We start from the raw sequence: 14,906 nt of genomic DNA, 5'->3' as shown, positions 1-14,906 counted from the left end.
TTTATGACTCCTTTTTCCCACTCGAATGTTTGATTGGTTCCAATATCAGTGTTGATTCTTTTCTTGCTCCCTGCTCGGCCTTAATACGCCATGGCCACAAGGTTAACGCTTTAAAAGGTACAATGTTGTCGTCGTAATGTTGACTTAAGACATTGCCACTTTGCCCTGTATCTATGATAAAACCACCCTGCTCCCAATCATTTAGGTCAACTACCTGCCGGAAGTTAGCTGTAGTGCTTACTCGGTATCCTGTATCTTCTGCATAGGCCCAGTTCACACTGTTTACGGAGTATCGATCACCGCCTTTGCCGATATCTCGATCAAAAACCAAGTCTAGTAATTGAGTATTTGTAAAAGCCTGATGACCATAATGAACTTTAAGCACATCGCCCCAAGGCTTATCCGCTCCGATTTTACGATCGATTTCCTTAAGGGTTTCATCCAAGGCCATCAACCCTAAATCCTCACAGCTTTCTTGTACTTCTGTGTCAATTAGATCACACCATTTGAATTGCAGATCCTCACCTTGCTCAATAACGCTCTTAATAAACTTGGGATTCCTGAGTCCCGTAAGGAACTGCAAGCGATTTGAGCGTTCTTCCTGTAACGCGTTTCCTTTCAAATCATCAGCTATCAGTAGCCCACGAAAATGCTTGACCCAAACCAAATAAATAACGGCTTCTGTGCTATCCGTTGAAAGTGACCCGCTCCACTCTTTAAGTTTGTTAATAGCGCCTTCCTGCTTCGAATTTCTGGGGGTCATATTCTGAATAAAACCAAGTAACTCACCCACTTGTAAGCTATCGGTACTACCTTGTAAATTCACAAAGTCCTGAACCGTAAGCTTCTCGCCCTTTTTAATGTGGCTTTCCAGTGTTTGACGAATACTATCCACCCGGTAAGGCGCGGCCCAAAGGTGGGAGACCATATATGGATAATCATCAGGGTGATTTTTGTTATTGGAATTTGCCACGTATCCTTTTTCAGGATTCAAGATCTGTGGTACGGAATCCAACGGAATATAACCTTCCCAATCATAGATTGATTGCCAACCTGGCACAGGTAATCTACCGTTGCTATGGCTACGAATGGGAATTTTACCCGCGCCAAACAAACCGATATCACCGTGTACATCTGCGTAGATGAAGTTACTTGCAGGAACTGCGTAATCCTTAAACGCAGATTTAAAGCTTGTCCAATCCACAGCATAATTAATACCCAGAAAGCTTTGATAGGATTTGTCGGCCTCATCAAATCCCGTCCACCTTAGCGCTAAAGGACGCTCAACTCGACCAATAGCATCACTGATCAAGGGGCCATTTCGGGTTCTACGAACTTGCCATTTAATTGGTGCAATAGGATTGGTTAAAAAGCTGGGGAAATCTGATTTGATATAAATTAATTCTTCGTCGATCTCCATGTCCATCCATTGACCGTCTATTTCATATTGATCATCATTTAACGGATTCGTGCGCTCCACGTAGATATCCTGCACATCCGCAATCATATTCGTTGTACCCCAGGCGATGGACTCATTACGTCCAGCCAGCACAACAGGTATGCCAGGAAAGGTGGCACCAGTGACATTTAAGCGATCCCCTTGAATCGCAGCCAAATAAAACATTGTGGGAATTTGCACTGCCAGATGGGGATCACTTCCCAAAAGAGGCAGACCGCTTTGGGTAAATTGCCCTGAAACAGCCCAGGCATTACTTCCTAACCCCTTGTCACCTATATCAAATCTATCTTGTAATCGGTTACTCTGTGCTAATAAGCCTTGCTGTATTTCTTCATCTACAAGCCCCGTAACCTCTGTAACGGAGAAAGCCTTTGCATTAACATCCGGGAACATTTCAAGAGCTTTAGCGATTCCCATTTCCTTGATCAATAAATCAAGGCTCACTTCCATATTTAAATTATTCCGCCCCAGGTTAAAAGCCATCCATTTCGACATTAAAAGTGAATCGGATGGATGCCAAACTTCAGGTTTTGTATCTAAAATATAAAACTCTACAGGTAATACATTCCCTTCATTAATCCAGGCGTTGACACCATTGGCGTAAGACGTTAATGCCTGGAGCGCGGACTCATCCAATGATTGCAGGTCGGCCTGAGCTGCACGTGCAAAACCAAGCGTTCTCATGAACTTATCGCTATCAAGCGAGCCTCGACCCATTATTTCACTTAATCGGCCTTGAGCTAATCGCCGGTTGTAATTCATCTGCCAAAGTCGATCCTGTGCGTGCAGGTAGCCCAATGCGAAAAAGGCATCATTATCCGATTCGGCAGAGATATGTGGAATTGCGTGCTCATCACGAACTATCTGCACAGGTGCGCCCAAACCTTTCAGGTAAATTGTCCCCTCAGTTTGAGGCAAACTTTGCAGCAAAAAGCCATAACCGATGCCGCATACAAGTATGATGGGAACGAATATCCAGATAAGTAAACGCGATAAAATAGGATAAGAACGCATTAACATTTCATTTGTTCCTTATAAAACTCTGCTTCTGTTGGCGAACAATAGTTTCCAGAGAAAGTGAACTCTCTCAAATAGCGGTTAATATTCATCGTTAAATTCCAAGGAAAGAAACCAACTCGTCAAGAGCCAGGTAAAATCGTTCGATCTCTTCTGTGGTGTTGTAGATATAAGTTGAAATCCGTAGAACTTCGCCACCCATTTGGTTATCTACTACAGGCTGAGCGCACATATGCCCGGTTCGACACATGATCCCGTATGAATCACTCAATGCTCTGGCGATATCGGACAAATCATCACAGCCTACAACTCGTAAACTACCGATAGCACAGCGGTTTTCAGTTGTTTTGGGCCCTAATAATTGAAGGTAGTCCCTGTCCATAGCGCCTTTAATGATGGCCGCGGTTAATTGCTCAGTGTGCTCATGCGATTCTTTTTGGCTGATCTGATTCAAATAAGACAGGGCAGCACCCAAGCCAAGTGTTGCGGCAATGGGAGGGGTGCCTGCTTCAAATCGATGAGGAATTTTGCGTTCCTGAGAACCTTCAATATCCACCCAATCAACCATGCCACCGCCTAACATGAGTGGTCGCAATTGATTGAGCACCTCGCTTTTACCGTACAGACATCCTACACCCGTAGGCCCTAACATTTTGTGCCCCGAAAAAGCCACAAAATCCACGGGGATTTTTGAAACGTCAATATGCAAATGCGGATGAGGGATAGACTGCGCAGCATCAACAACGACGATAGCATCACAGGCTTCTTTAGCGGCAATAGCCATTTGCTCAATAGGAGCCACATTTCCCGAGACATTAGAACAATGAGTCAGAACGACCACTTTAGGCTTCAATTTTAACAATTCATGATAATGCTCAAGATCGATTCTCCCCTCACTATCCATATTGACCAGTTTCAACTGGGCAAAACGTCGCCACGGAAGCAGTTGGGCATGGTGAGAATCAATAAAACCAACTACAACGTCATCGGCTTTTAAATCAAGCCCATAAGCCACAAGATTTAACGATTCAGTTGTACCCTTGGTAAAGACAATCTCATTGCCATAAGCTCCAAGATACTGGGCGATAGAATATCTAACCCGCTCGTAAGAATCCGATGCCTCTTCAGAAAGATAATATTTGCCTCGATGAATATTGACGCCATTCTGGGAATAATAATTTGACATGGCATCAATAACTGATCTTGGCTTTAAGGATGTTGCTGCGCTATCCAAATAAGTAATATTTTGACCATCAATTTGGCGTTCCAGAACCGGGAAATCGCCCTTACATTCAGCTATAACCATGACAACATCTTCCTTTTTTCATCTCTCATTGCGACACTGGACACACAAGAGATAAACTTACCTCCCCGATCAGCTGGCAAATATTGAGTAGGGGAACAACTGATGTTTTTGGTTTTCAATTTCTCTTGAAATTTTTCAACAAGTTCATCTTCCTGTTGTTGTGTCCAAGCATCATTACGCAAATATTGAAAAGCAAACTCATCGTCGTTGGTTTGATTCATTTGATACATATCGATCCATTCCGCAGGACCAATCAATTCATCTAACTCTTTGGGGGTCACCACTGTATCGTCATGAAGCCACAAGGCATTTTTAACACGCCCTTCTGCTCTGACTAAAGGTGCGGAGCTACCACAGCTACATGGTTCCGCGCTTAAACGATACATATCTCCAGTGGCATATCGAATATGTGGAGATAAGCGATCCCTCAATGTGGTAATGACCAACTCAGCTAATTCACCGGGTTCCGCCGCCCTTCCGTTATGGATAAACTCAATATGGTAATCTTCAACATTCATATGCTGGCGACCGTGAGGACACTCAAAGCCAAGATAACCAAGTTCAGACATACCTAGCATATCCGCAAAAGCTACATCCTCACCGAAGCATTCTTTGATTTGACGACGAGCTACTTGGGTACACATGGTGTAGCCAGACATAATGCAAAATCCCTGTTTCTTATGAGGGACTCGCCCAGCCCTTTTCATCGCTCGAATTAAAAAAGCGAAGTGAGTGGGATCAATGAACAACAAGTGCGGGTCATACTCTTCTATCTCGTCAAGCGCACGATTGACCATACGCTCAGGAGTGGTAAGAAGATCGTGATAAACAGGCAGCACTAGCGTCCCATCAGATAACATCCGGCTCTCCATTGTGCTATTGGGATTGGCACATTCAACGTCAGAGCAATTTGGCGCAGCATACCTACAGGTTCGTAATTTAAGCCCGGGCTGCCACAACGATGAGAATTTTGGATTAACTGATATGCAATTAGCCTGACGTCTTGCGAGATCATAAGACAAAACTACACTTACAAGTCGATCTCCTTCAGTTCCAGAACTCTGAAAGCGCATCACGTATGGACTTTTCAAATTGTATCCGGAAGCAATAACTCCTGCCGGGAAGTTTTTCCGGTAATCTTTTTTTACAGTTGGAGGAATTCGCGCTAAGTCACCAGGCTCCAATATATCTTTTGGAGTAAGCCCAGCCAGCTCCATATGTTTACGAAAAAAAACCGTATTATCATATGCATACTGTATTTCTTTTTTAACTTCATTAAAGCTTGAGGACAACACTTAACCTTTATCTCTTCATTTACAAATCAGCCCAACAGTTAAATTCCATCTTTTGTTACTTATAAGAACTTAACCACCCCTTAGTGAGAAGCCGCCTACATAATCAGGCAATAAAAACTTACATTTTTTACACCTTCACTAAATATAAATTTTTCCATATACATTATTTACACTTTAACACTGTAAGAAATAAGAAAATTACAGGGGGCACAATCAGGTTTAATGATATTTCTTTTCTTCTATTCTAAAGAATCATTAGATATGTGCCCATGAAATCAATTTCCGATTAAAGTCAATAGCTATCGCAAGAAAACTAATGGCATTAAATCAATAATGAACTCGATATTCTTTAAGAAAAGATATCAAGACATAAATATCAAATAAATAAAGCCTACGCCCTTTATCCATTTGAAAAAGCCTAAATAGCCCCTATCAAAATTGCGGATAATTAATTACACAAAAATAAAAACTTGATAAAAATCAACGAAAAATAAAGCGAACATTACTCAAATTCAAACATTATATCAAGGTAAATAATATTTTATACTTAACATAACAACAGAGAATTATGATAAAGAATTAGATCGTTTATTGAGCAGGCGAATTGATACAATTATTTCAATAATTCTGTAAAAACCGTTAGATTATTGAACTCTTGTGAATTACTTAATTCGATAAATATATATATATGGCGAACTAACACAGCGAGCTCATTAAGGAAAAGCCATTCATTTTTCAAATGAGCTCAAGTAGTTATCCCTAAAAAGTCCAAAAGAATATTTGAAAATCTTCTCAAAAATGATGATGCTCTTACAAAGATAGTGAAAGTCCAGAACAAGTTTAAATAGCGTTTTTTAGGAATGAGACTACTACTTCAAATTATTACAAACATTAACAATTAATATAGCTTTCAAACTTTCAGGCAAGTTAAGTCTTCCAAGCTTTAAATAAACCCATGTAGAGACACAATAACTTCAGAACTAGAAATTTCCAGCATCTTGAATATTAAATTCAAGTCCCAATATTCCCACTTGCAAATATTATCCTGAACACATGGTTTAAGAGGTTTCCATGATGAACGCCGACGACAATACCGAATGGGATTTTTCTCGCCAGATGGCGGAATTGGAGGGTGTCAAACCATTGCAACAAGACAGCCGTGTATTTCATGGCCGGCAGTCTGAAGATCTCCTCGCCAAACAATTAAGACGTGAAGCGATAGAAAAGGAGCTCGGTGGATATCGCAATCATCTGACAACTGACGCAGTCGATCCGGTCGCACCTGATGACATCATTGCCTATAAGAAAGATGGTGTGCAGGAGGGCGTTTTTAAAAACCTGCGCATGGGTAAATACAATATTGAGCAAGCTTCCAGCTTACAGGGCATGAACTTCAAAACCGTTCATGAAACTGTCTTTCAGTTTATTGTCTCCAGCTATAACAAAGGCTATCGGGCAGTGCTGCTGAAGCATGGCATGGGCGTGAATAGCAAACCTTATCCAGCCTTCTATAAAAGCTATGTGAATCGATGGCTGCAAGATATGCCGGAAGTCTTGGCGTTTCATTCCGCATTAAAACATCATGGCGGCTATGGCGCTGTTTATGTGTTGTTAAAAAAGAACGAAAAACAAAAGCAGGACAATCGCGAAGTTCACCGCACGCGGTAGTAATTGATAACAACGAATTTGCGGCGCTTATTCAGGAGAATGAGTCAGGAAAAGGGAGATAAGGAAAGAAGGTAATAATAGTGAATTTTAAAAACGCAAAAAACCGCAAATGACTAAGCATTTACGGTTCTCTACTCTTATAGAATCGATATCTGTTATTTTTTTACGTCAGTATCGTTGACGACATTTACAGATATTGTCACTTCCTGAGAAGAAGCTGATGTACTCATTACCGCAGAAACAATCAGGACTATTACTGCGAGAAGCACCCCAATTAAGCCAAAGCCTCTAGATGAACGATTCATAAATTTTCTCGGCCATTATTATTTTAGTTATCAGCGAATACAAACTGTATATGGCGCACCCTGTAAGGCATGCAATAAATACAAGCCTTAAGCCCAAATAATATACAACGATTTGAAATTTAACAACATATTGCTAGAAAAAAGCCAATATCGAGGATTTTCCCTACAAATGACATCAAAATCAGGTCAATTTAATAACCAAAACTGACAAAATCATGAATTTTTGAAAGAAAACAAGCAAATGTCTCGACTTTTAGACGCAGAAGAAAGAGCCCTTCAATGGCGAAAAGCTCTTCTTAACAAGTAATTAGTTTACCCTATCCATACCCTTGCATTGCGGAACATACGCATCCATGGGCCATCTTCTTGCCAATCATCAGGATGCCAAGAGTTAGCCACCGTTCTAAAAACACGCTCAGGGTGAGGCATCATAATCGTCGCTCGGCCATCCAATGAACTAAGTCCAGCGATACCTTGTGGGGAACCGTTGGGGTTCAATGGATACTGTTCAGTTACCTGACCTTGATGATCAACATAACGCAAACTCATTTGAGCATCGACAATAGTTTGCAATTGAGACTCACTGGCAAATTCAGCTCGACCTTCACCATGAGAAACCGCAATCGGCATCATGGAGCCTTCCATGCCCTTAAAGAACAAAGAGGGGCTTTCAACCACTTCAACCATAGCAAATCGCGCTTCGAAACGTTCTGAACGGTTGGTAACGAAGCGTGGCCAATGTTCAGCACCCGGGATCAGGGATTTCAAATTAGACAACATTTGGCAGCCATTACATACACCAAGGCTGAATGTATTTTGGTTAGCAAAGAAGTTGCTGAACTGTTCTCTGGCGCGTTCGTTGAACAAAATAGTCTTCGCCCAACCTTCACCCGCACCTAACACGTCACCATAAGAGAAGCCGCCACAGGCAACCAAGCCATTGAAATCAGCCAGATCAACCCGCCCCTGCAAGATGTCGCTCATATGCACGTCGATGGCAGCAAAGCCTGCTCGATCAAACGCTGCCGCCATTTCAACATGAGAGTTAACCCCTTGCTCACGCAATACTGCAATACGAGGGGCAACACCTTTGGCAATGTAAGGTGCAGCAACATCTTCCGAAGTATTGAAGCTTAAATTAGCGAACATACCGGGATCATTAGCATCTGATTTAAGCGCAAATTCCTCTGCAGCACACTCAGGATTGTCTCTCAGTGATTGCATTTGATTAGTGGTTTCAGCCCAGATTCGACGGTAATCACTACGCTTGCCAGCTAATACAACGGCATCATTGAAGCTAAATGAGATTTCATCTTCGGATGTCAATGCACCGATAACATGGCTGCAATTCAGCAAACCATTTTTATCAAGAACCGCGTTTACTTGTTCAAGTTCAGTGGCAGGAATTTGCAATACCGCACCCAATTCTTCCGAAAACAGAATTGACGCAGCATCCTGACCCAAACCGTTCAAATTCACTTTAACACCGGTATGACCTGCAAACGCCATTTCAGCGATTGTCGTAAACAAACCACCGTCAGAACGGTCGTGATAAGCCCAAATCAAGCCTTTAGCGATCAGAGCCTGTACTGAATTAAAGAAGCCTTTGAGCAATTCAGCAGAATCCAAATCCGCCGCTTCGGTACCTAACTGATTGTACACCTGAGCAAAGCAGGAAGCGCCTAAACGGTTTTTACCTTGTCCCAGGTCAATCAGCATCAATACCGAGTCACCTTTATCAGTACGCAACTGCGGCGTTAATGTTTTACGTACATCTTCAACACGAGCAAAGGCAGAAATCACCAATGACAAGGGCGCGATAACCGCTTTGTCCTGGCCTTCGTCCTGCCAACGCGTCTGCATCGACATGGAATCTTTGCCAACCGGAATGGTAATGCCTAACGCAGGGCACAACTCTTCACCAATGGCATGAACAGCTTCATATAAACCGGCATCTTCACCGGGATGACCTGCTGCCGCCATCCAGTTAGCAGATAGCTTAATGCGATTTAACGCGCCAATGTCCGCCGCCGCGATATTGGTAATCGCCTCAGCAACGGCCATACGCGCTGATGCGCCATGATCCAGCAATGCCACAGGAGTACGTTCGCCCATCGACATCGCTTCACCATGATAGCTATCGAAAGTGGCTGTCGTTACCGCAACATCAGCAACAGGAACCTGCCACGGGCCCACCATTTGGTCACGACTCACCATACCCGTTACCGTGCGGTCACCAATGGTGATCAGGAAGGTCTTCTCTGCAATGGTAGGCAAACGCAACAAACGTTCAGCCGCATCAGCCAGCTCAATGCCAGAGGTATCAAACTCTGAACCCTGCGCCTGAGTCGACTGCACATCACGGTGCATTTTAGGTGGTTTACCCAACAATACATCCAACGGCATATCAATAGGTGCGTTGTCGAAGTGAGAATCTGTCACCAACAAATGCTTCTGCGTTGTGGCTCGTCCAACAACGGCAAACGGTGCTCTTTCACGCTGACAGATCTCAGTGAACAGAGGCAAATCTTCGTCAGAAACCGACAAAACATAACGTTCCTGGGATTCGTTACACCACACTTCCAGTGGCGACATTCCCGGTTCATCGTTCGGCACATTGCGCAGTTCAAATTCACCGCCCATGCCACCGTCATTGACCAATTCAGGGAAGGCGTTCGACAGACCGCCCGCACCCACATCATGGATAAACTGAATTGGGTTTTGCTCGCCCATTTGCCAGCAACGGTCAATGACTTCCTGACAACGACGTTCCATTTCAGGGTTGTCACGCTGTACAGAAGCAAAATCCAAATCTTCGTTAGACTGACCCGAAGCCATCGACGAAGCCGCACCACCGCCCAAGCCAATGTTCATAGCTGGGCCACCCAGCACGATCAAGTTTGCGCCTTCAGTGATTTCGCCTTTCTGAACATGCTCGTCACGAATGTTGCCCAAACCACCCGCCAACATAATTGGCTTGTGATAACCACGCACTTCTTCGCCATTAAAGCTGTTAACCAAATTCTCATAGGTACGGAAGTAACCAAGAATATTCGGGCGACCAAACTCATTATTAAATGCGGCACCACCCAATGGGCCTTCGATCATGATGTCTAGTGCGCTGGCAATACGTTCAGGTTTGCCATATTGCTGTTCCCAAGGCTGTTCAAAACCGGGAATCGACAAGTTAGAAACGCTAAAACCAACCAAGCCCGCTTTAGGTTTGGAACCTCGTCCAGTCGCACCTTCGTCACGAATTTCACCACCAGAACCTGTAGCTGCACCGGGGAATGGGGAAATCGCGGTTGGATGATTGTGAGTTTCGACTTTCATCAAAATATGAATGTCTTCATGGTGATAACGATATTCTCTATCTTCACGATCAGCGAAAAAACGACCCGCTTTAGAACCTGTCATTACTGCGGCATTATCTTTGTATGCAGAAAGTACGTACTCACTATTTTGTTCAAACGTATTCTTAATCATTTTGAACAAGGACTTAGGTTGAGTCTCGCCATCAATAGTCCAATCGGCATTAAAAATTTTGTGACGGCAATGCTCAGAGTTTGCCTGAGCGAACATATATAGCTCTACGTCGGTTGGATTACGTTGCAAGCCCTGATAGCTTTCCACCAGATAGTCAATTTCGTCATCAGCAAGCGCCAATCCCATACGAACATTGGCTTCTTGTAATACGCTTTTACCGCCCGCCAACAAATCAACGCGAGTGAATTCAGCAGGAGAAGCTTCTGCAAATAATTGTTGAGCCTGTTCCAGCTCAGAAAATACCACCTCGGTCATGCGATCATGTAACAAACTGGCAGCCAGTTTTTGCTGCTCGGCGTTCAGTTCTGAACTCGCGACCAGGTAATACGCACAACCACGCTCCAAACGCTTAACCTTGCTTAGGCCACAGTTGTTAGCAATATCCGTCGCTTTAGATGACCAGGGCGAAAGCGTGCCAGGACGAGGCGTGATCAAAAACAATTGACCTTGCGGTTCTACATCCTGCAATTTAGGGCCATAGGTCAACAAAGTCTCAAGTAACCCTGTTTCGGTTTCATCTAACGATGCGCTAACATGCGCAAAGTGCATATAGTTAGCAGACAATGCCGTGACAGGAAGCCCCATGTCTTGCATTGAAGTGAGAAGTTTTTGAATTCTAAAGCCGGAAAGTGCCGGTGCACCACGCATCGTCAACATATTACTAATTACCACCGTCGTTAGGTTCGGAGTACCTTGATTGGAATGATTGATTCGCCTTCGTACCCACTCTGAAACCTGCCGAAAAGACAGTCAAAACGGGATGTAAATCCAAAAGTTCGCCAATCATTTGGAGCCTATATCTACATTTTAGAAGAGCTTGAAAAAGAGGCGCGATTATAGACTAAATACCCAGACGAAGTAAGCCGATGAGGTGGAAATATCATGAATATACTGGCGGTTATGGTGTAAATTCGTCAAAATGCTTGCAAGCGGTAAATTTACTCATAATCCAGTCAGGTAATAGTGCAAAAAAAACCACTCAAACTCATTAATTTCAGTCTTATTCTATGTTGCTTGTTTCTTCTGCAATCGTGCGATTTATTACAACAGCATAATAGTCTAACCCGTGTACTGGATGAAGGTGTGTTAAAAGTAGGTACTCGCTATGGCTCTACCACCTATTATGTAGGTGCGACTGGCGAAGAAGGTTTCGAGTATGAGTTAGCACAAGGTTTCGCTGACTATTTGGGTGTAAGGCTGGAAGTTTTTCCCTACTACAACCTCAACGACATGTTTCCTCAGTTGCGACAAAACCACCTGGATCTTATTGCCGCAGGCATCACCGCCACCCCACAGCGTAGTCAGGATTTCAAATTTGGCCCGGCTTATCAGGACGTCAGCCAAAAGCTGGTATTTAAACAGGGGCGTACTCGTCCTCGCAATCCTTCCGAGCTTGACGGCTCATTCACCGTAACATCTGGCAGTAGTCACGCAGAATCATTGCATCAACTTAAAAACACCGAAAGTGAGTGGAGGAATATTTCATGGCGTGAAACGGATGATGAAGACGAAGAAGAACTACTGCAAATGGTGTTAGATGAAAAACTGGACTTTACCGTTTCAGATTCAAATACATTAAATATCATGCGCCGTTTATATCCGGAGTTAAGCGTAGGTTTTACCATTCACGACACCCAATCCATCGCTTGGGCATTAAATAAAAATCAGGATGATGCGTTGCTGGCCGCACTGATTGAATATTTCGGTATGGTCAGAGAAAACGGTAAATTGGCGGTTTTAGAAGATAAATACTTCGGACATGTACGCCAGTTCAACTATGTGGATACCACGTCATTTCTAGCCGCCGCCAAAGAGACTCTTCCCAAATATCAGGATTGGTTTGAAAAATATTCCGCTGATTTGGATTGGCGTTTAATTGCCGCCATGAGCTATCAGGAAAGCCATTGGAACCCAAGAGCTAAATCACCCACAGGCGTGCGCGGCATGATGATGTTAACGCTCCCCACAGCGAAAGAGTTAGGCGTGACTTCTCGTCTTGACCCAGAACAAAGTATCCGAGGCGGCACTCAGTATTTTAGAAAATTGCTTCGTCGTATTCCTGAACGCATTCAGTCACCAGACCGATTATGGTTTGCGTTGGCTGCCTATAATATAGGACTGGGGCATCTGGAAGATACGCGTGTGTTAACGGAAAAATCAGGCGGCAATCCCGATCTTTGGATAGATGTAAAACAACATCTTCCCTTGCTCAGACAAAAGCGTTTCTACAAAACCACTCGCTATGGTTATGCCCGCGGTGATGAAGCGATTAGATATGTCACCAATATTCGACGTTATTACGACAGTTTGGTATACCTTTCAGATAAAAATTCCACTGATTCCGGGAACTAACCCTGAAAATATCCGGTCTCACTTATTCCTGGCTGGAATATTAAACCTAAATCATTGTCGTTTCATTTCAATCTGTAAACCGAAACAACAAACTCAACGGTAAATATTTTTCCATTTTTAAATAAGCTGTGGTAGAAATAACAGCATCAGCTCACTGAATTAATGGCATTCAAGGCCGATAAATAGAGAAGGCACTTGAATTGCCACAGAATTGACACAATATTTAGTGAGAATGCATAAGAAAAATAGAGGTAAGTAAACATAAGCTCACAAGGTGTTCATCCAAGGGGAAAACAGGGAAAAATGAAGTGAGCCCAAATTTATAAGGAGAAATATAACAATGAAAAAACGTAACCTAATGACAAAACGACGCTCGTTATGCAATACATCTCGTCGTCGACAATTACTAAAACAGATCCATCGTAAACTGCAAATGCGCAGACAAATATTTCAACATCAAATCGAAGGTGCCGAGTGGGCAGAAGCAAGTTAAGCTGCTTCCCACTGGCAGTGGTTCCTGGTTCTTTTTCCCACCACCAGCACTGACAAATTCACATCGAATACATTCATAACACTTTAATTTGCGCCGGCCTGAATTCTACGTTTCGCGCCTTGCTCTAATCTTTCAGTGTCGATCACAGCTCGAGTATGTGTCCCCTTTCCTGCTAATCCACCGTTATCCCAAAGCTCAACATTGAACAAATACAGCTTGCCTTGCATATCAACAAACTCAGCAACCGCTTTAACATCTTCACTGCAAGGTGTTGCCGCCATATGTTCAATATCGACATGCACCCCAACGGATAATTGCTGAGTTTGCAGCATAGGTCTTAACAAACGCGCTGCCGCCAATTCCATCAGGGCAACCATTCTTGCTGTTGCCAATACTTCTGGAAAGTCATCTTCGTCTGTCATCGACAATGCTTTCGCCAAGTCTTCAGAAGTCACATGATAGTCAAGTTCATAACGACTGCCTTTTTGCATCAGTCTTTCTCCAGCTATAAACGATCGTTTAAATCAGGTTAGAACGAGTTTAGCCTAGCGACCAATTAACGCTTGTTATGCTCACTATTTCACTCTGATATGTTGTTGTTCGAAGGCTGGTTACGTTCTTGTTTCAACGCCTTTTTCTCTTTTCTTCTGCGAGCAAAAAAAGACGAGATTTTATCAGCACATTCTTGTTCCAATACGCCCGACACCACTTCAACCTGATGGTTAAGTTGCGGATGCTGCAACAAATTCATAATGCTGCCTGCCGCCCCGGTTTTATAATCGCTGGCTCCATAAACGATCTTTGCAATACGGCTATGCACCAGCAAGCCAGCGCACATAGGGCAAGGTTCCAAGGTGACATAGAGAGCAGCATTAATGAGGCGATAGTTTTCCACCTGATTAGCCGCTTGGCGGATAGCCATCATCTCGGCATGGGCTGACGGATCATGGCGCAAAATTGACTGATTCCAGCCTTCACCAATCACTTTATTTTCCAATACAACCACTGCCCCAACGGGCACTTCCCCAATTGCAGCAGCGCGATCCGCCAATGACAACGCATATCGCATCCATTCACTATCATCTTTTTCCGACATATACCCTACGAAGTTGATTAATTTCGTTAACTGTTGGTCATTTTAACCAATTATTCACCTTGGCAAAAATAGCAATATTAATATCTATTTGATTTTATTATTAATTTTTATTGGTTTCATATTTGCTATATGTTTTGGCACCAGTACAAAAGCCATTATCAAAAGAGGAATCAAAATGGACTTAACCACTATTGCTATCGTTACAGTTGTTGTTTTTACCGCCGTTTGGCTTTACGAACTTTACACCGATAAGCGTGATGCTGAAAACGAGGAAAATGAATAAGTTATCAGCAAAGCAATTCAAATAAGCCGGTTTAGTCTTGACTTCACATGTAAAATTGCCACTATCAAGCAAGACTAAATCGGTGA

9 protein-coding genes are annotated in these 14,906 nt (G+C 43.2%); 3 read left to right on the top strand and 6 right to left on the bottom strand.

Features of this window, described 5'->3' with window-relative positions; all coding sequences use genetic code 11:
* Window position 1: 1 nt before the first annotated feature.
* The 3 genes from KIH87_RS03580 to KIH87_RS03570 all read right to left on the bottom strand — a co-directional run bounded on the left by KIH87_RS03580 (window position 2) and on the right by KIH87_RS03570 (window position 5,077).
* On the bottom strand, window positions 2-2,479 hold the full coding sequence (locus KIH87_RS03580; protein WP_232360164.1) for a penicillin acylase family protein: 2,478 nt from the start codon (window positions 2,477-2,479) through the stop codon (window positions 2-4).
* A 91-nt stretch (window positions 2,480-2,570) separates the two neighbouring features.
* Entirely contained in the window at window positions 2,571-3,782 is a 1,212-nt protein-coding gene (locus tag KIH87_RS03575; RefSeq protein WP_232360163.1) for an aminotransferase class V-fold PLP-dependent enzyme, read from the bottom strand.
* Window positions 3,773-5,077: a phenylacetate--CoA ligase family protein gene (locus tag KIH87_RS03570; protein ID WP_232360162.1), complete on the bottom strand. Its 1,305-nt coding sequence runs from the start codon at window positions 5,075-5,077 to the stop codon at window positions 3,773-3,775. The genes KIH87_RS03575 and KIH87_RS03570 overlap by 10 nt, the downstream gene beginning before the upstream one ends.
* Before the next feature lie 1,071 nt (window positions 5,078-6,148).
* Between KIH87_RS03570 and smrA the strand changes: the two genes are divergently transcribed.
* A complete protein-coding gene (gene smrA, locus KIH87_RS03565) occupies window positions 6,149-6,745 on the top strand; it encodes a DNA endonuclease SmrA (RefSeq protein ID WP_232360161.1) in 597 nt (198 codons plus the stop codon).
* A gap of 617 nt (window positions 6,746-7,362) precedes the next feature.
* Here smrA and purL read toward each other — a convergent pair.
* The gene (purL, locus tag KIH87_RS03560) at window positions 7,363-11,253 is read right to left on the bottom strand and encodes a phosphoribosylformylglycinamidine synthase (protein WP_232360160.1); all 3,891 of its coding nucleotides are present in this window, start codon (window positions 11,251-11,253) and stop codon (window positions 7,363-7,365) included.
* 306 nt (window positions 11,254-11,559) lie between these two features.
* Here purL and mltF point away from each other — a divergent pair, with 306 nt between their 5' ends.
* Window positions 11,560-12,948 (top strand): membrane-bound lytic murein transglycosylase MltF, encoded by a 1,389-nt coding sequence (gene mltF / locus KIH87_RS03555; RefSeq protein ID WP_232360159.1) that lies wholly within the window; start codon window positions 11,560-11,562, stop codon window positions 12,946-12,948.
* 340 nt (window positions 12,949-13,288) lie between these two features.
* Window positions 13,289-13,441 (top strand): hypothetical protein, encoded by a 153-nt coding sequence (locus KIH87_RS03550; protein ID WP_232360158.1) that lies wholly within the window; start codon window positions 13,289-13,291, stop codon window positions 13,439-13,441.
* A gap of 83 nt (window positions 13,442-13,524) precedes the next feature.
* Here KIH87_RS03550 and KIH87_RS03545 read toward each other — a convergent pair whose 3' ends face one another.
* Both KIH87_RS03545 and tadA read right to left on the bottom strand, forming a co-directional pair.
* Entirely contained in the window at window positions 13,525-13,932 is a 408-nt protein-coding gene (locus KIH87_RS03545) for a thioesterase family protein (RefSeq protein WP_232360157.1), read from the bottom strand.
* An 89-nt stretch (window positions 13,933-14,021) separates the two neighbouring features.
* Window positions 14,022-14,537: a tRNA adenosine(34) deaminase TadA gene (tadA, locus tag KIH87_RS03540; protein WP_232360156.1), complete on the bottom strand. Its 516-nt coding sequence runs from the start codon at window positions 14,535-14,537 to the stop codon at window positions 14,022-14,024.
* Window positions 14,538-14,906 lie beyond the last annotated feature (369 nt).

It is taken from the genome of Paraneptunicella aestuarii (genome assembly GCF_019900845.1).
Lineage (GTDB): Bacteria > Pseudomonadota > Gammaproteobacteria > Enterobacterales > Alteromonadaceae > Paraneptunicella > Paraneptunicella aestuarii.
This window is presented reverse-complemented; position numbering and strand designations above follow the sequence as displayed.